Raw genomic sequence first — 24,759 nt, 5'->3', positions numbered from 1 at the left:
TGGTTCAATCGTTTTAGATCGATGAGTAGAATGTTGGCAGAGATGAAAGATTCGGTGACAGCATGCTTAAACAGTGATTAGAAAATGCTTAATAAGGCGCTTAACTCATATAAATACGGCTGGAGCAGAGTGTCTGACCCAGCCGAATATAAATTAAACAATCATGCATGTCTTACCGGACTTCATCAGATCAGGTTATTCAACCTTGACACCATCGAAGCGTATTGAGCCAAGCGGACTAATTTTATAATCGACCACATTTGGTGCGGTGAATACCGTGACCACCGAATGCGCCATTGTCGTCCAAGGCAGCTGCTCTTTGAATATCTGCTGAGCTTGTACATAATCGCTGACACGCTCATCTTGATTGGTAATCTGACGGGCGTTAGTCACCAAAGTGTCAAAGTCTTTATTACACCAGCGTGAGTAGTTATTGCCACCGACCGCATCACAAGATAGTAATGTACCAAGCCAGTTATCAGGATCCCCATTGTCACCAGTCCAGCCTGCTAGAATGACATCAGGCTCACCTTTAGCAGCACGGTTTAGATACTCGCCCCATTCATACGTCACAAGCTTGGTATCGACACCAATTTTTGCCCAATCTGCTTGTAGCATTTCAGCCATGAGTTTGGCGTTAGGATTATATGGGCGTTGAACGGGCATATACCATAGATTAATGGCAAGTTTGTCCGCGCCTGCTTCTTTTATAAGGGACTTGGCTTTTTCCACATCGTAAGGCGCATCTTTGATAGATTTGTCGTAACCCCATTGTGTGGGCGGCATAGGATTGGTGGCTTTTAATCCTTCGCTTTGATAAACCGCATTTATAATAGCGTCTTTATTAATTGCCATGTCTAATGCTTGGCGAACTTTAAGGTCGCTAAGCTTCGGTTTTTCAACGTTATAGCCGACATAACCGACGTTAAAGCCGGGTTGATCGAGAACGGTGGCCTTACCAGATTTTTTGACAGAGTCAATTTCGGCAGGTTTTGGATAAGCGGACACATGACATTCACCTGCTTGCACTTTTTGCGCACGCACTGCTGAATCTTTGGTGATGACAAAGACTAGATTATCGATATGAATATCATCTTTGTTCCAGTAGTCTGGATTTTTGGTATAACGAATTTGCGCGTCTTTTTGATAAGAAGTAAAGACGAAAGGTCCTGTACCAACGGGTTTGGTGTTGATATCAGCAGCATTACCAGAAGCCATTAACTTTTCTGCATACTCAGCAGAATCGATATAAGCGAAGGGCATCGCTAGGTTCTGTAAAAATGGCGCATTGGTCTCGCTTAGGGTGATCTTGACGGTAGAGTCATCAACTTTTTCGATATTGGAGATAATATCAGGTAGCCCCATACCGACCGAATAAGGGAACTCAGCAGGATAGGCTTTATTAAATTCAAACTCTGGATTGGTGATACGCTCTAGAGTAAAGACAATGTCATCTGCGTTGAAATCACGGGTTGGGGTAAAGTAATCGGTCTTACCATATTTAACCCCTTTACGTAGGTTAAAGGTATAAGTCTTGCCGTCTTCACTAATATCCCAGCTTTCGGCTAAGGCTGGCTGAATCTCAGTACCATCTCTTTTGAATTCTACTAAGCCGTTGTAGATGGGAAAGGCGCTCGCATCAAAATCGGTACCTGCAGTGTATTGTGCTGGATCGAATCCAGCCGGACTACCTTCTGAGCAATAAAGTAAGGTTTTGGCTGCTTTAGCATCTGAGCTGGCAGCAGAGTCATCGGTGGTTTTGTTGTCGCCGCTACAGGCACTGATGCCTAGAATAACTGTCGCCAACATCGTCAGTTTGAAGAGTGATTTTTGCATTATTACATCCTATGTAATGATAAATAGTCGCCAATATATTTATAAGATCGTTTTTGAACTATAAATATAATGAGCGTGCTTTTAATTCCCTTTAAAGCAATTGTTTATATCGTGTTTCTAATATGCAAAATAAAAAATATTTTAGGTTGTATTAACCATTATTCAGATTTGCAAAAAATACCGATATAAATAAGTGGTTTAAATATACTCTGTTCAACAGTGGTAATGCAAGACATCCGTAAGCTAATTTGATAGAAAACGTTCTGTTTTACTATCTTTATTGCCGAATTTGTTAGAGTTTCTCCTTATTTTAGAAATGCTGATAAAAATAACCACGAAAAAATATGGGTTAAACTTTTATACAATCTGCTTATTTTCATTTTATTGAATATAAAGTTTTAGTAAATAAGTTTCTTAAATAAAAATACTAATTATAAGACGCATATCTTCCTATGTTTTATGGCGTGATATCATTCGATATGACCGTGATTTGCTTTGATAAGATCTGCGAGTTTTTCAGCAATCATAATCGTTGGCGCATTGGTATTACCGCTGATGAGAGTCGGCATAATTGAGGCATCGATGACCCTTAAGCCATTTACACCGCGTACTTTTAATTGCAAATCGACGACTGAATTGCTGTCTGAGCCCATACGGCAAGTGCCGACAGGATGATAAATGGTATCTGATTTGTTGCGGATATAACCGAGCATACCGTCTTTTTCGATATAGGGAGCAGGGTAGTCTTCAGTAATATATTTGGCGATGGGTGATTCTTGCATGATGGCGCGCGTACGCTCCGCGCCTGCAATCATATATTCCACATCTTTTGGGTGCGAGAGGTAGTTTGGATCAATCAATACCGCGTCTGAGGGGTCGGCGGAGTCCAGTCTGACCGTACCGCGGCTTTCAGGGCGTAGGTAGCAACTGTGACAAGAGACCGCAAAGCCACGTCTGAGATCACGACCGTGCTCAATCACGCGGGATATGACAAAGTGCAGTTGGGTATTTGGCCACTCTTTTGGGTCGTCACCGACACTAAAGAACGCGCCCGCTTCAGCATAGTTGGTAGACAAAAGGCCTGTACCATCCTTTCTCCACTGCCGAATACTTTTGGTCAATGTCGAAATCGTCGCCATACCAATACCGATGACGTCAGTGGTATTGACCTCGTAATCAAAAACGACGTCCAAGTGATCTTGTAGATTACCACCAACATCGGGCGCATCTACCACGACGTCGATGCCATGTGATTGTAGATGCTCAGCAGGTCCAATACCTGACAACATCAGGACTTTGGGTGAGCCAAAAGTGCCCCCAGATAATATCACTTCATGACGCGCCATCACCGCATGCTCGACGCCATCTTTTTCATAAGCGACACCAACGGCTTGTTTGTCTTCAAAAATGACGCGGTTGGCTTGGGCGTGGGTGATGACGGTCAGATTTGATCGGTTTTGTACTGGATGTAGATAAGCGGCCGCCGCAGAGCAGCGTTGACCTTGTTTTTCGCCATGAAAGTGGGTGACTTGATATAGCCCTGTACCGTCTTGCTTTTCGCCATTAAAATCTTGATTATGATCTAAACCATTGGTGATAGCGGCTTCTACGAATGCTTTGGAGATATCACGCGGACTCAGTAAGTTGCTGACATGCAGCGGTCCGCTATCACCATGCAGCTCGCCGCTACCATGAATATTGTTTTCTGCTTTGATAAAGTAGGGCAGTACATCATCAAATCCCCAGCCTTCGCAGCCTTGTTCTACCCAACGTTCATAATCGAGCGCACTACCACGCGTATAAATCATGGCATTAATAGCCGATGAGCCACCCAAGCATTGACCACGTGGTTGGAAGCCGCGTCGATTTTTCAAGTGCATCTGCGGCGTAGTTTGAAAGCACCAATTATTCAGTTTCAGCGGCTTGCCTGGTACCATCAAAATCAGTCCAGCAGGGACACGGACAGCAAGGTCTTTGCCTTCACCACCATATTCTAATAAGCAGACACTAATGTCTGGGTTTTCTGTTAATCGGCTAGCAAGTACGCAGCCAGCTGAACCACCACCAACGATGACGTAATCAAATTTTTTATCAAATTCCATTTTACATTCCTTCTAGCATCCATGCTGAGTAAAACGTGCTCGTTAAAACGCGTTTATTGAAATAGGGTACGCATTACAGTATCTATTATTTTGCTGGAATAATAAAATAAAAATGACTAAGGGGTGTTTATCGATCAACATATGGCATGGCAAAACAATACTAGGTCGTTAAAACGCTGGTATAGGCTATTTAAACTTATATAGTACATATCTCTGAACGTACGATAAAGCGTTTACCTTCTGGTATTTCAAGCGAAAAACTGGCTCCGCGTCCATCGACTACGTCTATCGTTAGATCGGTATGTTGCCAGAGCTTATACTGAGCTTTACCCATATAAAATGGACAGCCAACCAGCTCGCCGATGAGTACGTCTTGTCCGCCTACTTTAAATTCGCCCAATGGATAACACATGGGTGAACTGCCATCGCAGCAGCCGCCTGATTGATGAAACATCAGCTCACCGTGCTTAGATTTTAGTAAGTCGATTAATGCTTTGCAGGACTCTGTGGCTGTGACTTTCATAATGATTTCCCTATCGTTAGACCCGAACGGATATCTTTCATAATCATACTGAGTAGAAAATAAAGGGTCGCATCATATTCACTCACATCATTTATCATATGTGGTTGAAAACGATACGACCCTTTACTGATGATTACTCTAGCCAGTCATTGAGATGGTATTACGAGTCTCAAAATATCATAAAGCATGTGGCTACATAATGGTTGCTACAGACTATAGTCAATGACAATGCGACCTTCGATTTTGCCATCACGCATACGATCGAAGATATCATTGATATTTTCTAGTGGCTCAGCGGCAACGGTGGCTTTTACTTTGCCTGCTGCTGCCATGTCTAACGACTCTTGCAAGTCGAGACGCGTACCAACGATTGAGCCACGAATGGTAATACCGTTTAAAACAGTATCAAAAATAGATACTGGGAATTCGCCCGTTGGTAGACCGTTACAGACCAAAGTACCACCGCGTCGTAACATGCCTAATGCTTGATCAAAGGCTTTTGAAGATACTGCTGTCACGAGCGCACCGTGAGCACCGCCGATTTCTTTTTGTAGATATTCAGCAGGGTCAGTATTTTTCGCATTGACAGTGACTTTGGCGCCCAGTTTTTTAGCGAATGCCAGTTTTTCGTCATCAATATCCACAGCAGCAACGTTCAATCCCATTGCAATGGCATACTGAACAGCCATATGTCCCAGTCCACCGATACCTGAAATGACAACCCAATCACCTGGCTTGGTGTCAGTCATTTTAAGACCTTTGTAAACCGTGACGCCTGCACATAACACTGGTGCAATTTCAATAGAGTCAACGCTTTCAGGAATGATACCGACATAGTTGGCATCTGCTAGTACATATTCTGCAAAGCTACCGTTTACGGAATAACCAGAGTTTTGTTGGCTTTCGCATAAAGTTTCCCAACCACCTAAGCAATGGGTACAGTGTCCACAAGCAGAGTAGAGCCAAGGGATACCGACTCGGTCGCCTTCTTTGACATGATGGACATTTTCACCAACGGCGGTGATAAGACCAACGCCTTCGTGGCCTGGGATAAACGGTGGGCTAGGTTTCACTGGCCAATCGCCCTCAATGGCATGCAAATCGGTATGACAGACACCTGATGCCTGCATTTTTACGACGATTTGACCAGCACCTGCGGTTGGAATATCTACTTCTTCAATTTCTAAGGGTTGTCCGAATTCATGCAGCACGGCCGCTTTCATTTTATTACTCACGTTGTAACTCCTTGTCATCGTTCTTTACATTAAGATGCTCAGCGAGCATCGAGGTCGCACTTTACAGTTTTGCCATAAAGTGCTTTGAAAAACAGAATTAAAAGAAGCCCATCGCTTTAGGACTATAAGAGACCAGCATGTTCTTAGTTTGTTGATAATGGTCTAGCATCATTAAATGGTTTTCGCGGCCGATACCAGATTGCTTATAGCCACCAAACGCAGAATGCGCAGGATAGAGATGATAGCAATTCGTCCAAACGCGACCGGCTTTAATGCCACGACCGAAACGATAAGCGCGAGTACCATTACGCGTCCAGACGCCAGCACCAAGACCATATAAAGTGTCATTGGCTAGCGCCATCGCTTCTTCATCGTCTTTAAAAGTGGTGACAGCGAGTACGGGGCCAAAGATTTCTTCTTGGAACACACGCATATCATTCGTGCCTTCAAAGATAGTCGGCTGCACATAATAACCGTTTGCCATATCGCCATCATGCTTGGCAAGTTCGCCACCGACTAAGACTTTGGCACCTTCTTTTTTACCAATATCAAGATAAGATAGGATTTTTTCTAACTGATCTGAGCTGGCTTGCGCGCCAATCATGGTGTCAGTATCGAGCGGGTTGCCCATTTTGATGGCTTTCACGCGAGCGATACAGCGTTTCATAAACTCATCATAGATGCTTTCGTGTACGAGCGCGCGTGATGGGCAAGTACAAACTTCACCTTGGTTTAGCGCAAACATGACCAAACCTTCAACCGCTTTATCTAAGAAGTCATCGTCTTCATCCATGATATCAGCAAAGAAGATATTTGGGCTTTTGCCGCCCAGCTCTAGCGTTACTGGAATGATATTTTCACTGGCGTATTGCATAATTAAGCGACCAGTGGTGGTCTCACCAGTAAAGGACACTTTATCGATACGTGGGTTAGAAGCGATTGGCTTACCGGCTTCTACACCAAAGCCGTTAATAACGTTTAGTACGCCTTTTGGTAAAATATCCGCCGCGCCTATGACGTCAAGCATGTATAAAACAGACGCAGGGGTTTGCTCGGCAGGCTTGAGGACGATACAGTTACCCGCAGCAAGGGCTGGGGCAATTTTCCAAATCGCCATTAAAATAGGGAAGTTCCAAGGAATGATTTGACCGACGACGCCTAGAGGCTCATGGAAATGATAGGCAACGGTATCTTCATCAATTTGACTAATGCCGCCTTCTTGTGCGCGGATAACGCCTGCAAAATAACGTAAATGGTCGATGGCGATTGGGATATCAGCGGCAAGGGTTTCGCGAACTGGTTTACCGTTTTCATAGCTTTCAGCGATAGCGATTGCCTCTAAATTGGCTTCGATACCATCGGCAAGTTTGAGCAACATATTAGAGCGTTCAGTGACACTGGTTTTGCCCCATGCGTCTTTTGCGGCATGAGCGGCATCTAGCGCCGCTTCGACATCGGCAGCTTTAGAGCGCGCAATTTGACAGAAGGTTTTACCATCGATTGGACTTGAGTTGTCAAAGTATTCGCCATCGATTGGTGCGACCCACTCACCATTGATGAAGTTGTCATATTTTTTGCGGAATTGGACAGGACTATTTTCAGTATTGGGATAGGCGTATAACATTAACGACTCCTTGTTGTGTATTATGGCTAGTTAAGAACAAACGACTTAAGCATAAATATTTGGCCATCCTGACCAAGCTATGACCCTATCGTACTGAGCTTTAGCGATGAGCGATAATGACTTTTTATAATGATATATTCCGTATCGTATAACTTTAAGTTATGTGGCTTATCAGGGTTAAAGTCGTCCGCGAAACGGATGTAGCTGCTATAATTGTTGGCAGCTTTTTCTCTTATTATTTGCTCTTAAGCTGTTTTTCTTATTACTATTAACTTAATTGGTTTAGATATATGCGTCAATCTTCTGCTCTTGATATCTTAAAAACGGGTCAAAATGTCTTTTTGACTGGCTCAGCAGGTTCAGGTAAGACTTATACTCTCAATCAATATATCGACTACCTGCGTGCGCGCCGTGTGCCTGTCGCCGTCACTGCGAGTACCGGTATTGCTGCCACACACATGAATGGCACAACGATTCATAGCTGGTCAGGCATCGGTATCAAAGATGAGTTAAGCGACCGCGACTTGACTACGTTATCACGCAAGCAGTTTTTGGCAGACCGACTAAAAGACACCGCGGTATTGGTCATTGATGAGATATCGATGTTGCATGCTAAGCAGCTCAATTTGGTTAGCCAAGTACTCAAGCATATCCGCAAAAATGACAAAGCCTTTGGTGGTATTCAGGTCGTCGTTGCGGGCGACTTTTTTCAGTTGCCACCGATTGGTAGTAAAGGCGAGACCAACCGTGAAAAATTTGCCTTTATGTCGGAAGCGTGGCTTGATGCTAAGTTCCATATTTGCTACTTATCTGAGCAACACAGGCAGGTTAGTGAAGCGGCAAATGGCGGGCTTGATTTGGACGATATTCTCAACCAAATTCGTCGTCAGGAAGTCACTTTTGAATCGATTGCCGCGCTGGAGGCGACTTTTGACCAAAATGTCGATATCAAACGTACCCGTCTTTATACCCACAATCTCAACGTTAATAGCATCAATGATAAAGAGCTTGCCGCATTAGATGGCAAGATGATGCGCTTTACCGCCAGATCTACGGGCGACAGTAAATTGGTTGAGACGCTTAAAAAAACGGTACGTACCCAAGATGATTTGGTGTTAAAAGTCGGTGCCAAGGTAATGTTTATCAAAAACAATACCGAACTTGGCGTGTCCAACGGTACGATGGGTGAATTGATTGGTTTTGCCGCTGTTAAAATCGATGATAGCAAAGACAGCAGTGATGATTTAATCGAAGACGATAGTGAAAGCATTGCAAATGAGACTGATAAGACTGTAAAAGGCAAAGGTAAAAAAGCCATAAAAGAGAAACCCAAAGCCAAAAAGCCAACGACGCAAAAAATGCCCGTGGTTCGGCTCAATTCAGGGCGTGAAGTCATCGCTGAGCCTGAAGAATGGATCATCGAAGATGAGACAGGAGATGTGCTGGCAAGCTATGAGCAAGTACCGCTTTGTTTAGCATGGGCGATTACCATTCATAAGTCACAAGGCATGACCCTCGATGCTGCTGAGATTGATTTATCGCGTACTTTTGAGCTGGGGCAAGGTTATGTGGCATTGTCACGATTAAAATCGCTGGCAGGTCTGCAGTTGCTGGGTATGAACGACATGAGTTTGCAGCTTGATCCGCTAGCACGCGGCGCGGACAAACGGTTTTTGGTGCTGTCAGAAGAAGCTGATGCCAATTATGCGATGCTTGATGAAGAAAGCATGACGCAGGCGCATGAGAAATTTATTTTAAAATCGGGCGGTACGCTGAGTAAATCAGTGATTGATGCTTATGCCACTTTGCAAAAAAAGCGCCGAGAGCAACAACAGGCGCAAATAGACAAAAAACAGAAACTGGGCAATCAAGTTTCTGACAAATCAGACAGTACCTTGCTTGCGACCAGAGTGTTGTTAGAAGAGAGCTTGTCGATTGCAGAAATCTCGCAAGCCCGTCAGCTTTCACAATCAACGATTATGCGTCATATTGCTGACCTAAAATCTCAAGATCCAAGCTTGGCTTGTGATCATTTGCGGCCAGAGGATGAGGTGATGACGGCGGTTGGCAATGCCTACGTCGCGATTAAAGTCGCCAATAATCCAAATGATTTCAATGATGATGGCAGTATTAAATTGCGTCCAATATTCGATCATCTTAAGCAAAGTATTGATTACAATGCCATTCGTTTGGCACTGATTTTTATAACGCCTTAATGCCGAATGGCGTCTTGATACTGAGTATGACAATTCAGGGTTCAAGCATTCACCAAAGCCATTTAGCTGTTATATAACAATCCTTAGAGCCGATTAACAACTTGTTGGTTTTATTTCATTGTAGCGCTGACTTTGTAGTGCTCAATTTTTTATCCCTTTATAGCGATATCTTTTTATGCCTGATTTTTCGAGCGCCACTTATCAATTAACATCTGACCCAGTAGCAGCAGCGGCGTTTTATGCATCTAGTGATGACACACAGCCACTGAGGGTTGCTATCAATGGTTTTGGACGTATAGGGCGCAACGTTTTGCGGGCATTGCTAGAGCGCTTTGAGGTATTAGGCCGTGCGATCCATGTCGTGGCAATCAATGATTTAGCCCCAGCGGATATTTTGCTGCATTTATTAAAGTTTGACAGTACGCATGGTCGCCTAAGTCGCCTTGGGGTCAGTGCTGATATTGTGGCAAGTAGCAACGATGAAGCGAGCGATGACGGTAACAATAATAGCGCCACACAGCTTTGTCTGACAAAAAACAATTATACCTATTGTATCAATTTATTCTCAGAACCTAACCCTGCGCAGTTGCCTTGGCAGGCGCTGGGTGTCGATGTGGTACTAGAGTGTACCGGACATTTTCGCTCTTATGAGCAAGCACAACTGCACATAGTGGCTGGCGCGCAGCAGGTGATTATCGGTGCGGCACCATTCGATGATGTCGATGCTTGTATCGTTATGGGCGTTAATACCGACGAGCTAACACGTGAGCTGCCGATTATATCGAGTGTCTCTTGTACCACGCAGGCCTTGGTTCCCTTGATTGCGACGCTTGATACCGCATTTGGGGTAAAGTCAGCGATGATGACGGAGATTCATGCTGTCACCGCTGATCAGACAGTGCTCGATCAAGCGCACCGTGACCCAAGACGCGCGCGCGCGTCTGGTTATAACATCATCCCAACCACCTCTAGCAGTATCGCGGCGACAGAGCGTGTGCTACCTGCTATGGTAGGCAAGATAAATGGGCATTCGATACGCGTACCTACCATTGATGTAGCAGCTATTGATGTGACTTTTGTTTTTGATACGCCCGATGTGTCTGTCGAGGCAGTCCGCGAGGCACTCAAATCTGCCAGTCAGGCACATTTGCGTGACATCATGGCTTATACGGATGAGCCATTGGTATCCAGTGATTTTATCCATCAGACTGAGTCTTTGATCATTGATGGTCAGCAGCTCATGCAAGTGGGTAGCCAGTACAAGGTTTTTGCATGGTATGACAACGAATGGGGTTATGCCAATAGACTGCTAGATATGTGTCTACATCTGGCTTCTCATAAAAAACCTATCGTCAATTCTCTATAAAAAAGTGGCCGCGTTAACCTCGCTGCAAGTATCATATATACCTCTGCATGCAGTTGCCTTGACTCTCTTTTAAACTGAATCAACGATAGCATCAAAATAATTTAAATTCGTTCAATTAATTGCTTGCATTCTTATGTTATATCGCTATAATAACGCACAAATGGAGACGTGGCAGAGTGGTTGAATGCACCGGTCTTGAAAACCGACAAGGGTTTGTAGCCCTTCGAGAGTTCGAATCTCTCCGTCTCCTCCAAATTCGAAAGCCGCAATCATTATTAATGATTGCGGCTTTTTTTGTTGCATTTTTATTTTATATCGCTATAATAATGCAACAAATGGAGACGTGGCAGAGTGGTTGAATGCACCGGTCTTGAAAACCGACAAGGGTTTGTAGCCCTTCGAGAGTTCGAATCTCTCCGTCTCCTCCAAATTCGAAAAAAGCCCTAATCAATGATGATTGGGGCTTTTTTTATGCTGGATATTTATCCTATTATTTTATAAATATTCTGTAGCGTTTTTTTATTTCATTAGCGACTCATCAAACTTAATTTCCTGCCCATTCTCCAATATCAATGTGCCTTTACTGATCATGATGGTCAAGTCTTTGGTGTTTTTAATGGCACGCATAACGTTGATGTCTTCAATACTGCTCTCGATGATAATCTTGCCAGACTGCTCTGGTTTAATAGGCGGGTCAAACTGTGTTAGTGGTACGTTAAAGCTTTTGCCCTGCGCCAAGTTAGCATCTTGCATGGTCAGTGTGCCCTTAAAGCTTTGAATGGCGAACTTGCCGTGATTAGAGAGCATAAACTGCAGTTTTACTTGATTTAAGCTGTCACTATCGCTGGTTTTGACTGGTAGTAGAGCGACAGGATAGTTTTGCGCATTGGCACTATAAGCTGGCTGGCTGCTGACGATGGGGCTTTTTTTACCTGTTGGATTGTTTGGATGTAGTCGTTCGTATTCACGCTGTTGCACAAGGGCTTGCTTGATAGTGGTACGCGGCATCGCCCCCGACTCATAGGCACCGCTGAGTTTCATTCGCAACATGTAGCGGCTGAGTAATTGCTGCTCAGATTGAGGTAACTGCTCAAAAGTGGTGCCGAGTTTTTTCTGCCACTGGTCAGAGTTGGTCGGTATGGTTTTTTTTGTTGGATCAGCGGTTGGCTGTGAGCAACCAGAAACGATTGATAGTATCGCTAAGGCAATCGTCAATAGCAAAGCTTTATTTAAGCGTTGATGTAAACTCGCCATCGTACACCTCCTTAAAAATCTTTATGGATAATAAAGAATGACAACAAAATAATGAGCGTTTTCTTAATATACCTCGTTTGATGAGAGGTTGTGTTTAATTATCGCTAAATGCTGTATCGCAAGCAAAATAGGCATATTTTTATTACGCCCACAAAAAAAGACTGAGTGCTGTAAAGCAAACTCAGTCTTTTTGTATTAACAGCAGTAACACCTAATGACTGTTTGAATGGTTAGTCATGAGCTTGGTCATTTTCTTGCAGCTCAGATAGTGAGTGAGTAATATTATTATTATGGGTCACAACAATGGCCTCATCAATAATATGCTGGCTGACCCCGCGTTTACGCAGGCTTTCGATGAACACCTCGTCATGGGCTAGGGTGTAGTCTTGATGATCGCGGTCAAGTCCTTGGCGAATATATAAACGAATAAGCCCTTGGATGCGTTTAAACCCCAACTCTTTTGAAGTGGCTTCTAATAACGAAATCATCTCTTCAGACAAACGAATACTGATCGGGCGCATGATTTTTTGCGGATGATCAGAAAACTTATTTTTCACACGTACAGGTATCATAATAAACCATTATTTTTAGTGAGTAGGAGTAAAGCACTCAGACAAAAACTAACCCAATCAAAACTATCCTTACCATACAACAAAAACGCCTAAAAGAACACCGTAGCATGCCAATCGCACTAGGGCATGTCCTCAATTCAATCGATTAACCTCTAAATAGGCTAAAAATGGCTAAATTCTGCCAAACATCGTCAAATAGCTTATCAATATCTCGACATTATTTGTGCTACTGTCCTTGTTTGACGGCAATTTATCTCATTTTTGTCACCACTTTTAAAATGAGGACACGCCCTAAGATTGCGACTATCTTCTTAATTGAAAACGGCAACCATAAAAAAACCTTCATCAAATAATGATGAAGGTTTTTAGTATATGGCTCTCCAACCTGGGCTCGAACCAGGGACACACGGATTAACAGTCCGTTGCTCTACCAACTGAGCTATTGGAGAATAAGTTGGTATAACGATAAGTTAGATAAGCGCTATTGCTTGTCTTGTTTGCGTTATGTGGGGCACATTTTAGCCAAGTTGTTATAGGCTGTCAACCTTATTATGCCATTAATTATAAATATTGTTGTTATCTGTCAAAAATAACCAGTAATCCCTTATAAAGCGGGCTGTTTTGGCAAATTTTGACCGCTAAAATATTATTTTTTGACTAGGGCGTGTCTTCAATTCAATCGATAAATCTCTAAATGGGCTAAAGAATGAGCTAAAAGTGGTCAAAACCCTTATTTATGTAGGTTGGATATAAAATCTAGCGGTAATTTGATTAGACAAGTCGACTATCTTTTTGAATAGTAAAACAATCTGTATCTCCCTCGAAACAAAAAAGTCATAAACAGCTCTTCACATTGCTAGAATATTTCTATAGAATACCGACCGTATGGTTTCTTTAATGTATATACATTATTAATATGTGATCAATCTGAGACAGGTAACCTAATTATGAGTCCCACCACTATTGCCTACGGTTATCTAGCCATCGCCATTATTTGCGAAGTGGTTGGCACGACCTTTTTAGTCAAGTCAGAGCAGTTTACGCGTTTGGTGCCGACCCTGATTATGGGTGTGCTTTATGCCATCTCGTTTTACTTATTAACTCAAACCATCAAAACCATACCGCTTGGTATTGCTTATGCACTATGGGGCGGGTTGGGGATTGTGCTGACATCGCTCGTAGGCTTGATGTTTTTTAAGCAAAGTCTTGATACAGCAGCTGTGGTTGGTATCGCTATGATTGTGGGCGGTGTCGTGGTGATGAACTTATTCTCTAATTCTGTGGTGCACTGATATGGAAATGGAAAACGCTTACAAACGTAAAAAACAGCCCGAAGTTGTCCGTCGTGCGCTACTAGATCAGGCAGCGCGAATCACGTTAGAGCAGGGCTTATCAAAAGTGACCTTTCAGGCGGTCGCTGATGCGGTCGGGGTGACCAAAGGCGGGGTGATGCATCATTTCACCACTAAAAATGCACTCATCCTTGAAGTGTTTCATGATGCGATGGCAAAATTTGAGGCAGAAGTCAATCAAGCCATGGCAGAAGACCCTGTGCGTTATGGCTCTTTTACTCGTGCCTATATCAATGCCACGATTAGCTTAGGCGAAAAAGGGCAGGAAGAGCTCGATAGTCAAGCAACCTTATATGCATTGATGCTAGGCGATAGCGAGTTACGTGAGTTGTGGGCCAAGTGGGCAAATGCGCAATTAAAGAAACATCAAGCAACCGACAATACCGAAACCTTATGTATGGTACGTCTGGTGGCTGATGGTATTTGGCTCTCTGATTTTTCGGGGATTAGTATCTCAGATAAAACCTCTATTCATAAGCGTTTGATAAAAATGACGCAACCTGAGAATGAATAAAATACTGTTCTTAAATGATTGATCAAAGCAGCTTTTTTATTAAAAAAGCATTGAAAGTCAGGCTTGTAGTAATAGCCACTATAAATTTATTTTAAACATTTAACCCATGACGACATTATTTAGCATTAGCTTGTTTATAAGGCTTTTGCCAGTCGTTAATAGGAGCACCGCATGACAGATTCAAAAACACACCTAAGCAACTTAACAGACATCATTGATTTAGAGAAGGTTCAAACTGCTTATATTAATGGTCGTTACTTAGCAATCGACGAATCGCTTGCTACTTTTGAAGACATCAATCCAGCCACGGGTGAAGTGTTAACTACCGTTCAGCAAACGACCAGTGAACAGATTAATGAAGCGGTAAAAGCGGCACAAAAAGGTCAAAAGGTTTGGGCGGCGATGACGGCGGTTGAGCGCAGTCGTATTTTGCTAAAGGCGGTTGCGATATTACGTGAGCGCAACGATGTACTCGCGTTACTTGAAACTAAAGACACGGGCAAAGCGCTCTCTGAAACCAAATATGTCGATATCGTGACTGGTGCTGATGTCGTTGAGTATTACGCAGGGCTTGCGCCGATGATTGAAGGTCGTCAGATTCCATTGCGTGATACTAGCTTTGTCTATACTCGCCGCGAGCCGCTCGGCGTCGTCGCAGGTATCGGCGCGTGGAACTATCCGATTCAAATCGCGATGTGGAAAGCAGCACCAGCTTTAGCCACTGGGAATGCGATGATTTTTAAACCTTCTGAAGTCACGCCATTGACTGCATTAAAGTTAGCGGAAATATTGACAGAAGCGGGTCTGCCAGATGGCGTCTTTAACGTTGTGCAAGGCGATTATAAAGTCGGCGAAGCGTTAACACAGCATCCTGATATCGCCAAAGTCTCATTTACCGGTGGTGTACCAACGGGTAAAAAAGTGATGGCGAGTGCCGCATCTTCGTCGCTGAAAGACGTAACCTTGGAGCTTGGCGGTAAGTCGCCCTTGATTATATTTGATGATGCGGATATCGATACCGCCGCTGATATCGCGATGATGGCGAACTTCTATAGCAGTGGTCAGGTCTGTACCAATGGCACGCGTGTGTTTATCCCTAAAGCCTTACAAGCTAAGTTTGAAGAAGCCATATTATTGCGTGTCGAGCGTATTAAATTGGGCGATCCGATGGATGAGAACATCAACATGGGTCCATTGGTCAGCTTCCCACATATGGAAAGAGTGCTTAGCTATATCGAGCAAGGTAAAGCGAGTGGTGCACGACTGCTAACAGGCGGCGACCGTATCACGTCAGGCACACTTGCCAATGGCGCCTTTGTCGCACCAACCGTATTTACCGATTGCAGCGACGATATGACTATAGTACGTGAGGAAATCTTTGGTCCCGTGATGTCGATATTGACTTATGAGACTGAAGAAGAAGTGATTCGCCGTGCCAATGATACCGAGTATGGTTTGGCTGCAGGAGTCGTGACTGCTGACTTGACCCGAGCGCATCGCGTGATTGCACAGATTGAAGCGGGTATTTGCTGGTTAAATACGTGGGGCGAGTCGGCTGCACAAATGCCAGTGGGCGGTTATAAGCACTCAGGTATCGGCCGCGAAAACGGCATTGAAGCCCTTGAGCATTATACGCAGACCAAGTCTATCCAAGTAGAGCTTGGTAAGTTTGAATCGGTATTTTAATCACTTTTGCTGTGAAATTTTTAAAACGGTAAGGCTGAATTATTAGGACTAATTTGTCCTTTTGGCACCGCCTTACTGATATGAAATGATGGATTTTTTAATATTATGGAGCGTTTTATGACATCAACCACACCTGAATATGACTACATCATCGTCGGCGCAGGTTCAGCAGGAAATGTGCTGGCCACCCGCTTGACCGAAGATGCCAACATTAAGGTGTTGCTGTTAGAAGCGGGTCGCCCAGACCACCGCTTAGACTTTCGCACGCAGATGCCAGCAGCGCTCGCTATGCCGTTGCAAGGTACTACTTATAACTGGGGTTATAAAACCGATCCTGAACCCTATATGAATAACCGCGTCATGGATTGTGGTCGCGGTAAAGGGTTAGGTGGCTCATCACTGATTAATGGGATGTGTTATATCCGTGGTAATGCCTTGGATTTTGACGATTGGGCGAAAATCAAAGGTTTAGAAGATTGGACCTATTTGGACTGCTTGCCGTATTTCAAAAAGCTAGAGAATCGCGATGCTGGTGAAAATGACTATCATGGCGTCGGTGGTCCTGTCGAGATGACCACTTCAAAACCAGGGGTCAATCCGCTGTTCCAAGCGATGATCGAAGCAGGCGTGCAAGCAGGCTATCCAAGTACCGATGATTTAAACGGCTATCAGCAAGAAGGTTTTGGGCCGATGGACCGCTTTGTCACGCCTAATGGTCGCCGCGCTTCGACTGCTCGCGGTTATCTCGACCGTGCCAAACCGCGTAGCAATATCACCATTTTAACGGGTGCATTGACTGACGTGATTTTGTTCGATGGCAAGCGCGCTGTCGGCGTTAAGGTAGAACATCAAGGTCAAACCAAGAATTTCTACGCGTCTCGTGAGGTGATTGTTTCATCAGGTGCGATTGCCTCGCCGCAATTATTGCAGCGCTCTGGTATTGGTTCTGGTCAATGGCTCAAAGATTTGGGTGTCAATGAGATTTTAGATTTACCGGGTGTTGGTAATAATCTACAAGACCATTTAGAGCTGTATATGCAGTACGAATGTAAGCTGCCAGTGTCGATTGCGCCTGCCAATAAATGGTGGAATAAGCCAGCCATTGGTGCCGAATGGTTATTTAATGGCACAGGACTTGGCGCCTCAAATCAGTTTGAAGGTGGCGGTTTTATTCGTACCGATGAGAAGTTTACCCATCCTAATATCCAGTACCACTTCTTGCCATTAGCAGTGCGCTACGATGGTCGTAGTGCAGTGAAGTCGCACAGTTTCCAAGCGCACGTGGGCTCATTGCGCTCGCCAAGTCGTGGTCGCGTCAAGCTGACCTCAAAAGACCCAAGCGTGCATCCGAGCATCTTGTTTAACTATATGTCTCACGACCAAGACTGGCACGAGTTCCGTGCGGCAATGCGTATCACCCGTGAAATTATGCATCAGCCAGCGCTCGATCCTTATCGTGGTCGCGCCATTGCGCCAACGGATGATCTAGTGACCGACGCACAGCTAGACGAATATGTCCGTAATCATAGCGAAACGGCTTATCATCCGTCGTGTACCTGTGCGATGGGTGAAGGTAATGATTCAGTCGTCAATGGCGAAGGACTCGTACACGGCATCGATGGCTTGCGCGTCGTTGATGCATCGATTATGCCAAATATCATCAGTGGTAATTTAAACGCCACCACCATTATGCTTGCCGAAAAAATCGTCGATAAGATGCGCGGCAAGCAGTTGCCACGCTCGACGGTAGACTATTACGTTGCCAATGGTGCACCGCTTAGAACTGAGCCGATGCGCGCTTACCGCTCTACTGTCTAAAGAGCTATATGAGCTATTAGGCAATGAAATATATAAGCAATTTCAATAAGAAGACCTTTCCACGCAAAGGTCTTTTTCATCAGCGCTAACGTATTAAATATTTTTAATACTGTTGTGGCTGCCTTTGATTGTCATTTAAATTTTTATTTACATCGCAATTTTCATTTATTGGTACTGCTTTGTGCGTCATACAGTCATCAAGTTATGACGGACAAATCAATATCAGACCCTGTTTAATTTACCTATTGAGGTCTTTTATGTACAGCTCGCCATCAAAAGATGCGACGAAACCCCTGACTCTAAACAAGACGGTTTTTTTAGGTTCAGCTATTATTTCTATTTTATTAATTATCTGGACGATTGCGTTTCCAGATTATAGTGAGACATTGTTAAGCTCAAGCATGGCATGGGTATCAGAGAGTTTTGGCTGGTATTACATGCTGGTGGTTGCCGCTTATAGTATATTTGCACTATTTGTTGGTTTTTCTAAATACGGCGATATCAAGCTTGGGCAAGATCACGAAAAAGCCCAGTTTCCTTTCCTAGCATGGGCCGCGATGCTGTTCTCTGCGGGTATCGGTATTGATTTACTGTTTTTTGGTGCCTCTGAGCCATTGATGCATTATTTAACGCCGCATACGGGGCTGGAGCCTGCCAGTGCAGAAGCCATGCGCGAAGCACTTGCGCAAACCTTTTTACATTGGGGTCTACACGGTTGGGGTATTTATGCCTTAATCGGTATGGCACTGGCGTATTTTGCGTATCGTAAAAACATGCCATTGGCACTGCGTTCACCACTGACGCCTATCTTTGGTGAGCGTTTAATTAAGGGCTGGCTTGGCGATGGCATTGATACCTTTGGTGTTGTTTGCACCTTAATGGGTATCGCCACCAGTTTGGGTATTGGGGTATTGCAAGCCAATGCTGGACTGACTCATGTCTTCGGTATCGAATCGAGCAAAACAGTACAGACGCTTATTATTGTAGGTGTCGTTGCTGCTGCGGCTATTTCGGCGATGACAGGTGTGGAAAAGGGCGTACGCCGCTTATCTGAATTTAATATGCTATCGTCGATATTACTATTAATCGCCATATTGGTGATGGGTAATACGGTGTATTTGCTGAATACCTTTACCCAAAATATTGGTCAATATTTCCAAACCATTCTCTTTAAAACTTTTGATGTATATGCCTATGACGGTACTGCTGGTGCTGATTGGAAGTCAGGCTGGACAATCTTTTTCTGGGCATGGTGGGTCGCTTGGGCACCGTTTGTTGGTCTATTTATCGCGCGTATTAGCCGTGGTCGTACCTTACGTGAGTTTGTCTTTGGCGTGATGTTTATTCCGCTTGGTTTCATTTTTGCCTGGTTCTCTATCTTTGGTAATTCGGCGATAGACTTGGTTGCTAATGGGGCAACTGAGCTTGGTGAAATCGCTGTTAATGACGCCGCCATGGGTATGTTTGCCTTGTTTGAGTATTTTCCTTACAGTGACGTTTTATCATTCGCTGGTGTGGTTATCGGGCTAGTATTCTTTGTGACCTCAGCGGACTCAGGCGCGTTAGTATTAGCGAATTTGAGCTCACGCGGCATGACCAATGACACTGACGCTCCTGTTTGGTTGCGTCTGTTTTGGGCAGCGGCAACGGGTCTTATCACTTTAGGATTATTATTTGCTGGTGGCTTTGCGTCATTGCAGTCAGTATCTGTGATTGCAGGTTTGCCATTCTCACTCATTCTTGTGCTCTATATGATGTCAATGTGGAAGTCGCTAAAAGAGGAAGGCAATAAACGTAAGGCCAGTACGATTGGTACGGCTAATGTGCTGGATAGTGGTAAGAGCTGGAAAGCACGCTTGCAACGTATCGTCAGTTTCCCTAGACATGCTCAAGTTGAACGCTTTTTACAAAATGTGGTTAGACCTGCCATGACGGAAGTTGAAAAAGAATTTGCGGCAGGCGGTCTAAAAACCTCTTTGGACATCCGTAATCCTGAACATATCGGACAAGATATAGATGAAGGCATGGATGAAAGTAGCGGTCAAATAGATGGTCTAAAATTGCGAGTTGGACATGGCGATGAAGACGACTTTATTTATGAAGTGAATTTGATCAAAGCTGAGCGTCCTAACTTTACATTGAGCACATCAACTAAGAATGCAGAGTACTATTATCGTGCCGAAGTGTTCTTGAGTGAAGGCTCACAAGAGTATGACTTGGTAGGTTACTCCAAAGAGCAAGTATTGGTCGATATCTTAAATCAGTACGAGCGCCATTTGCAGTATCTACATTTAGAGCGTTAATTGATTTATCAACACGTCCTGAATATTTAAGTAAAAACACTTAAGTAAAAACATCGTAACAAACAACCCCATAAGTTGAATGCAGCTTATGGGGTTGTTTTATGAAAAATAAAATAAGTAGATATAGGGTAAAATATATAAAGATACGTTTCGGATTATCAGTTTCGAAATATTAGCAAAGGATAAGTTTGTGACCACATTAAAGTATATCGCTCATTATTCTGAGCAAGTTCAAACCCAAGCGGCATTGCTGATTAGCGATGGTAAATTGGGCGCGTATCTAGAAAAAAAGTATCCCACTCAGCACCAAATAAAAAGTGATAAGGCGCTTTATCAGTATATCAATGAGATAAAAAACCAATATATGCGCAAAGTGGGACAGCTATCGAATGTCAGCTATAGCAGTAAATTAACGATCCTCAAACATGCGCTGGGTATTCATACCACCCAGTCTCGCATACAGGGCAGCAAGCTCAAATCGCATAACAGCATTACCGTGGCCAGTTTATTTCAGGAAGCGCCGCCTGAGTTTTTGCGCATGATTGTTGTGCATGAGTTGGCGCATTTTAAAGAGCACGACCATAACAAGGCGTTTTATCAATTATGCTGTCATATGGAGCCTGAGTATCATCAGTTTGAGCTTGATACGCGGTTGTGGCTGCACTGGCGCGAACTGAGTTGATCGCAGTGCTGTATTCTTTTCTTCTCAAAATGAGGACACGCCACAGATTGTATTTCTTATCATAACTTTCTTATCATAACTTTCTTATCATAACTTTCTTATCATAACTTTCTTATCATAAATAATATTATACCTTTTATTAATATATTTTAGTGTATAATTTAATAACGATGATTTTAATGATTGTTGATAAATGGAGAAGATGATGAAACGGATAGTTGCTACTGCACTTGCTATAAGCGCCGCCTCACTGATGGTTGGCTGTACAGCGACCAATGCTATGTCACAAAAGAGTGACGTCATTCCAGAGAATAAAAAACCGACGCCATCGGTGTTGATAAATGTGACATCAGAGGATGCTCAAGTGCAGCTGATGTCGATGGTACTGACCATGCAATCCGCGCAGCAAGGTGCCAATACTCGAGTATTGCTCTGCGGTCCAGCCGGTGATATGGCACTCCGTGATGCGCCAAAAAGTGTGACCACAGCACAACCGCCTAAAAATATGAGCCCACAGGGTTTGATGCAAATGGTCATGAAAAATACCAATACCAAGGTTGAGGTTTGTGCACTTTATCTACCGGGTAAGGGTATTGACCAGTCGGCACTGATTGACGGCGTGAGTGCTGCTGATCCTGCTGATATCGGGGCGCTAATGGTCGATCAAACCACCAAGATAATGAGCTTTTAGGCAGATAAAAAATAATTAGTAGTTTGATGAATAAAAAGGGTGTGATATCGACTATCGCATCCTTTTTTTGTGTCAGTCATTTTGGCTAGTGGAATTGCGTTATAATCCCAGCTAAGCACTGTTTACCAAGTAATATTCGCCAAGTACTCTTGGCTGAAAAACAAGTACCATAGATCCTAATTCATAAAAGGTTATGAGCAATGATTAATACCAAAATTTATAAAGCAATTTATACCTTAGCTGAAGAGTTATTGGAAGCTGATCGTATAGGCAATCAAGCAGCATTTGATGGGTTTTATGCTGAATTAGAAGCCATTTGTAATGATAATGAAAATACCGATAAAGACCATCCAGAACAGTGGGAAACATTGGCTGACTTTACCGAAGATTTAGACGAAGCCTTAGTTATTTATGACAAGGCCTTAGCCAAAGCGACTGCGATTAATTCAAAAGACCACATGTCATCGATTGCCTTTTCTATGGCGGTTCTAGAGATCGAAATGGGTGAAAAGGATGCGGCTATTCTAAATCTACAGAATGCTAAAATTACGGCTAATAAGATTGAAGATAAAGAGTTTAAGGTTGAGATAGACGAGCTGCTTACCAAGTTGTTGGCTGAATAACTTCGATACTGAATAGCTTCAACTAAGCAGGAATGATTTGTTATGCAAAGCCTACCTATTGCAATTATCGGTGGTGGCTTGAGTGGCTTATATGCAGCGTTTTTGTTAGAGCAACGAGGCATCGATTGTATATTGCTTGAGGCGCGTGATAGATTGGGAGGGCGCATCGCTGTTGCGAAATCATCAGTAGATCAGAATGCTAGTAGTCAAAGTGTCGATAATAAAAAATCAAACAATGGCTTCGACTTAGGGCCATCGTGGTTTTGGCCAGAGTATCAGCCGCAGTTGAGCAGTCTTATCGAGGCATTAGATTTACCACGTTTTGCGCAGTTCGAGGACGGCGACATGATGGTTGAACGTGCTGCCAATCAGTTACCTATCCGTACCCAAGGCTATCAAAGCTCGCCACCGTCTATGCGCCTCGTCGGTGGTATGGCAGCGCTCATTGATGCTCTGTATGCGGGCTTAAATCCTACGCGCATGATCACAGGGCAAATCGTAAAGTGTGTGATCAAGACTGAGCGCTGTATCAACATAGAGAGCGAGAGCAGCGCTGAACAGATGACAGCTGGTCAAATAACTACTTATCACGCGCAGCATGTGCTCCTTGCGCTACCGCCTCGTTTGGCAGCGGCTAATATTAATTTTGAACCTGCTTTACCACAGGCGTTGATAACAGAATGGCAAGAGACCGCGACATGGATGGCGCCACATGCCAAATATGTGGCGGTTTATGATTCGCCGTTTTGGCGCAATCAAGGATTATCAGGGTCAGCGCGCAGTGCAGTAGGACCGCTTACTGAGATTCATGATGCGTCCTTGGTAGAGGGAAAAGGTGCATTATTTGGCTTCTTTGGGGTTCCTGCTCACGTCCGTCAAAGCGTCTCTGAGTCAGAGCTAAAAGCCCATTGCCGCGCGCAGTTGGTACGTTTATTTGGCGCACAGGCAGAGACGCCAACGGCTGAGTATCTGAAAGACTGGGCGCAAGATTCATTGACAGCGACGCCTGCTGATGCCAGTGATGCTAGTCAACATGCTGTCGCACCGAACGCTAAGCCAAATAGAGGGGTATGGCAAGACTGCCTAACGGGCAGTGCTAGTGAATGGTCAGAGTCATTCTCTGGTTATATTGCTGGTGCTATCGACGCGGCACATAAGGCAGTACAAGGTTTAGATTTAAGTTTGTCTGATGGGCTATCGTCATCAGCGTCACCATCCAATAGGATAGTTGATGAGTGAGTCTTCAGAACAGCAAGCTTCTCGCAACACCAGCACATGGCTCATCCCTTTTGCTTGCTTGTTAGGCGGAGGAGGTCTGATTGGTATTTCTACCAATTTGGCAAAATATGCTGGTGAGATAGGTGTTACACCACTGGCATTTCTCTTTTGGTCCATCACGGGCGCTGCTGCTATTTTATTGATCGTTGCCTTCATACGGCACGAATTACCTCCCTTAAATGCGCGTAGCTTTGAATACTATTTTGTGGCGGCGCTCATCAGTGTTGCAGGTTCTAATTTACTACTGTTTTCGGCTATTCCACATGTAGGTGCAGGTTTCGTCGCGCTCATTATCTCGCTTCCACCATTGCTGACTTATCTTGGCGCATTGGCACTGAGGATGGAGCGATTTAATATCGTCCGTGCTTTGGGTGTGGCCGTGGCGCTTCTTGGCGCAGGAGTATTGGCAGCACGTAAGTTTTCGACGCCAGACGCCAGTACTTTTTGGATTTTGATCGCGCTTTGCGGTCCAGTATTATTGGCTATTGGTAATATATATCGCACCTTACGCTGGCCTGATAAGGCATCACCTAGTGCACTCGCGCCAGGTATGCTAATCGCGGCGTCGCTGTTGCTACTGTCATTTAGTGTATTGCCTAATTTTTCAGTCAATATGCCGCTAGACTGGTTGCCGCTAGGTTTGATTGGCATACAAGCCGCCGTATTTGCGGGTCAATTCTTATTGTTGTTTTTACTACAAAAAACTGGCGGTCCTGTTTTATTAAGCTTATTAGGCTCGGTCGGCGCAGTTGTCGGTGTGCCAGTGGCTATTTTTCTGCAGGGTGAGATGCCACCAGAAGGGTTGTTTTTGGGTGCCTCATTGATCGCACTGGGCGTTGGTTTGGTAACATGGGGCGGGGTGAAAATGGCGACCACATCGACGGAAACTACGTAAAGATGATTATTGGGATATAGCGCTCATAAATACGCCAATCTATAGACTAATGACGCTACTAGAGCATATGTTTGCACTGCAACTATCCAAAAATGTAGCCATGTAGAAATGTCGCTATGTAGAAATGCCACTATGCAACCCTCACAATAATCATTTTTTATCTAATCCAACTTCACAAAACCTCGTTAA

General features: G+C 44.0%; 19 protein-coding genes and 3 tRNA genes. 14 read left to right on the top strand and 8 right to left on the bottom strand.

The window, feature by feature from the left end; translation table 11 throughout:
- Positions 1-195: 195 nt before the first annotated feature.
- From C8D84_RS01095 to exaC, 5 genes are all read right to left on the bottom strand, one after another.
- Complete coding sequence (locus C8D84_RS01095; protein ID WP_109589389.1) at positions 196-1,836, bottom strand: ABC transporter substrate-binding protein; 1,641 nt, start codon at positions 1,834-1,836, stop codon at positions 196-198.
- Positions 1,837-2,306: 470 nt separating this feature from the next.
- The gene (locus C8D84_RS01090; protein ID WP_109589387.1) at positions 2,307-3,938 is read right to left on the bottom strand and encodes a GMC family oxidoreductase; all 1,632 of its coding nucleotides are present in this window, start codon (positions 3,936-3,938) and stop codon (positions 2,307-2,309) included.
- Between the two features lie 196 nt (positions 3,939-4,134).
- Entirely contained in the window at positions 4,135-4,461 is a 327-nt protein-coding gene (locus tag C8D84_RS01085) for a DUF779 domain-containing protein (RefSeq protein WP_109589385.1), read from the bottom strand.
- Positions 4,462-4,667: 206 nt separating this feature from the next.
- Positions 4,668-5,696 (bottom strand): alcohol dehydrogenase AdhP, encoded by a 1,029-nt coding sequence (adhP, locus tag C8D84_RS01080; RefSeq protein ID WP_173936718.1) that lies wholly within the window; start codon positions 5,694-5,696, stop codon positions 4,668-4,670.
- A gap of 97 nt (positions 5,697-5,793) precedes the next feature.
- Entirely contained in the window at positions 5,794-7,320 is a 1,527-nt protein-coding gene (exaC, locus tag C8D84_RS01075) for an acetaldehyde dehydrogenase ExaC (RefSeq protein ID WP_109589383.1), read from the bottom strand.
- Positions 7,321-7,610: 290 nt separating this feature from the next.
- Here exaC and C8D84_RS01070 point away from each other — a divergent pair, with 290 nt between their 5' ends.
- The 4 genes from C8D84_RS01070 to C8D84_RS01055 all read left to right on the top strand — a co-directional run bounded on the left by C8D84_RS01070 (position 7,611) and on the right by C8D84_RS01055 (position 11,330).
- Positions 7,611-9,536 carry an AAA family ATPase gene (locus C8D84_RS01070; RefSeq protein ID WP_109589381.1) on the top strand — a complete coding sequence of 642 codons (1,926 nt, stop codon included), beginning with the start codon at positions 7,611-7,613 and terminating at the stop codon, positions 9,534-9,536.
- 175 nt (positions 9,537-9,711) lie between these two features.
- On the top strand, positions 9,712-10,902 hold the full coding sequence (locus tag C8D84_RS01065; protein WP_109589379.1) for a type I glyceraldehyde-3-phosphate dehydrogenase: 1,191 nt from the start codon (positions 9,712-9,714) through the stop codon (positions 10,900-10,902).
- Between the two features lie 162 nt (positions 10,903-11,064).
- Positions 11,065-11,155 (top strand) — tRNA-Ser (locus tag C8D84_RS01060).
- Positions 11,156-11,239: 84 nt separating this feature from the next.
- A tRNA-Ser gene (locus C8D84_RS01055) sits at positions 11,240-11,330 on the top strand.
- 91 nt (positions 11,331-11,421) lie between these two features.
- Here C8D84_RS01055 and C8D84_RS01050 read toward each other — a convergent pair.
- From C8D84_RS01050 to C8D84_RS01040, 3 genes are all read right to left on the bottom strand, one after another.
- Positions 11,422-12,156, bottom strand: a complete 735-nt coding sequence (locus C8D84_RS01050; RefSeq protein ID WP_109589377.1) for a hypothetical protein — start codon at positions 12,154-12,156, stop codon at positions 11,422-11,424.
- 230 nt (positions 12,157-12,386) lie between these two features.
- Positions 12,387-12,728: a CopG family transcriptional regulator gene (locus C8D84_RS01045; protein WP_109589375.1), complete on the bottom strand. Its 342-nt coding sequence runs from the start codon at positions 12,726-12,728 to the stop codon at positions 12,387-12,389.
- Between the two features lie 373 nt (positions 12,729-13,101).
- A tRNA-Asn gene (locus tag C8D84_RS01040) sits at positions 13,102-13,177 on the bottom strand.
- 498 nt (positions 13,178-13,675) lie between these two features.
- Between C8D84_RS01040 and C8D84_RS01035 the strand changes: the two genes are divergently transcribed.
- From C8D84_RS01035 to C8D84_RS00990, 10 genes are all read left to right on the top strand, one after another.
- A complete protein-coding gene (locus tag C8D84_RS01035; protein ID WP_055125113.1) occupies positions 13,676-14,020 on the top strand; it encodes a DMT family transporter in 345 nt (114 codons plus the stop codon).
- Between the two features lies 1 nt (position 14,021).
- Complete coding sequence (locus C8D84_RS01030; protein WP_109589373.1) at positions 14,022-14,594, top strand: TetR/AcrR family transcriptional regulator; 573 nt, start codon at positions 14,022-14,024, stop codon at positions 14,592-14,594.
- A gap of 171 nt (positions 14,595-14,765) precedes the next feature.
- Positions 14,766-16,280, top strand: a complete 1,515-nt coding sequence (betB, locus tag C8D84_RS01025) for a betaine-aldehyde dehydrogenase (protein WP_109589371.1) — start codon at positions 14,766-14,768, stop codon at positions 16,278-16,280.
- A gap of 117 nt (positions 16,281-16,397) precedes the next feature.
- A complete protein-coding gene (gene betA, locus C8D84_RS01020; protein WP_109589630.1) occupies positions 16,398-18,098 on the top strand; it encodes a choline dehydrogenase in 1,701 nt (566 codons plus the stop codon).
- A 257-nt stretch (positions 18,099-18,355) separates the two neighbouring features.
- Positions 18,356-20,401 carry a choline BCCT transporter BetT gene (betT, locus tag C8D84_RS01015; protein WP_060491617.1) on the top strand — a complete coding sequence of 682 codons (2,046 nt, stop codon included), beginning with the start codon at positions 18,356-18,358 and terminating at the stop codon, positions 20,399-20,401.
- Between the two features lie 190 nt (positions 20,402-20,591).
- Positions 20,592-21,083 (top strand): M48 metallopeptidase family protein, encoded by a 492-nt coding sequence (locus C8D84_RS01010; RefSeq protein WP_109589369.1) that lies wholly within the window; start codon positions 20,592-20,594, stop codon positions 21,081-21,083.
- Between the two features lie 202 nt (positions 21,084-21,285).
- Positions 21,286-21,774, top strand: a complete 489-nt coding sequence (locus C8D84_RS01005; protein WP_087945714.1) for a hypothetical protein — start codon at positions 21,286-21,288, stop codon at positions 21,772-21,774.
- 200 nt (positions 21,775-21,974) lie between these two features.
- Positions 21,975-22,397, top strand: coding sequence for a hypothetical protein (locus C8D84_RS01000; protein ID WP_060491615.1), 423 nt, complete (start codon positions 21,975-21,977; stop codon positions 22,395-22,397).
- A 42-nt stretch (positions 22,398-22,439) separates the two neighbouring features.
- Positions 22,440-23,636, top strand: a complete 1,197-nt coding sequence (locus tag C8D84_RS00995) for a flavin monoamine oxidase family protein (protein ID WP_109589368.1) — start codon at positions 22,440-22,442, stop codon at positions 23,634-23,636.
- Positions 23,629-24,570, top strand: coding sequence for a DMT family transporter (locus tag C8D84_RS00990; RefSeq protein ID WP_109589366.1), 942 nt, complete (start codon positions 23,629-23,631; stop codon positions 24,568-24,570). The genes C8D84_RS00995 and C8D84_RS00990 overlap by 8 nt, the downstream gene beginning before the upstream one ends.
- Positions 24,571-24,759 lie beyond the last annotated feature (189 nt).

The organism is Psychrobacter immobilis (assembly GCF_003148585.1).
Lineage (GTDB): Bacteria > Pseudomonadota > Gammaproteobacteria > Pseudomonadales > Moraxellaceae > Psychrobacter > Psychrobacter immobilis.
This window is presented reverse-complemented; position numbering and strand designations above follow the sequence as displayed.

Bases quoted from the DNA above. Each gene is read 5' to 3' on its own strand.
- C8D84_RS01095 (WP_109589389.1), bottom strand. From the start codon at position 1,836: ATGCAAAAATCACTCTTCAAACTGACGATGTTGGCGACAGTTATTCTA.
- C8D84_RS01090 (WP_109589387.1), bottom strand. From the start codon at position 3,938: ATGGAATTTGATAAAAAATTTGATTACGTCATCGTTGGTGGTGGTTCA.
- C8D84_RS01085 (WP_109589385.1), bottom strand. From the start codon at position 4,461: ATGAAAGTCACAGCCACAGAGTCCTGCAAAGCATTAATCGACTTACTA.
- exaC (WP_109589383.1), bottom strand. From the start codon at position 7,320: ATGTTATACGCCTATCCCAATACTGAAAATAGTCCTGTCCAATTCCGC.
- C8D84_RS01070 (WP_109589381.1), top strand. From the start codon at position 7,611: ATGCGTCAATCTTCTGCTCTTGATATCTTAAAAACGGGTCAAAATGTC.
- C8D84_RS01065 (WP_109589379.1), top strand. From the start codon at position 9,712: ATGCCTGATTTTTCGAGCGCCACTTATCAATTAACATCTGACCCAGTA.
- C8D84_RS01050 (WP_109589377.1), bottom strand. From the start codon at position 12,156: ATGGCGAGTTTACATCAACGCTTAAATAAAGCTTTGCTATTGACGATT.
- C8D84_RS01045 (WP_109589375.1), bottom strand. From the start codon at position 12,728: ATGATACCTGTACGTGTGAAAAATAAGTTTTCTGATCATCCGCAAAAA.
- C8D84_RS01035 (WP_055125113.1), top strand. From the start codon at position 13,676: ATGAGTCCCACCACTATTGCCTACGGTTATCTAGCCATCGCCATTATT.
- C8D84_RS01030 (WP_109589373.1), top strand. From the start codon at position 14,022: ATGGAAATGGAAAACGCTTACAAACGTAAAAAACAGCCCGAAGTTGTC.
- betB (WP_109589371.1), top strand. From the start codon at position 14,766: ATGACAGATTCAAAAACACACCTAAGCAACTTAACAGACATCATTGAT.
- betA (WP_109589630.1), top strand. From the start codon at position 16,398: ATGACATCAACCACACCTGAATATGACTACATCATCGTCGGCGCAGGT.
- betT (WP_060491617.1), top strand. From the start codon at position 18,356: ATGTACAGCTCGCCATCAAAAGATGCGACGAAACCCCTGACTCTAAAC.
- C8D84_RS01005 (WP_087945714.1), top strand. From the start codon at position 21,286: ATGATGAAACGGATAGTTGCTACTGCACTTGCTATAAGCGCCGCCTCA.
- C8D84_RS01000 (WP_060491615.1), top strand. From the start codon at position 21,975: ATGATTAATACCAAAATTTATAAAGCAATTTATACCTTAGCTGAAGAG.
- C8D84_RS00995 (WP_109589368.1), top strand. From the start codon at position 22,440: ATGCAAAGCCTACCTATTGCAATTATCGGTGGTGGCTTGAGTGGCTTA.
- C8D84_RS00990 (WP_109589366.1), top strand. From the start codon at position 23,629: ATGAGTGAGTCTTCAGAACAGCAAGCTTCTCGCAACACCAGCACATGG.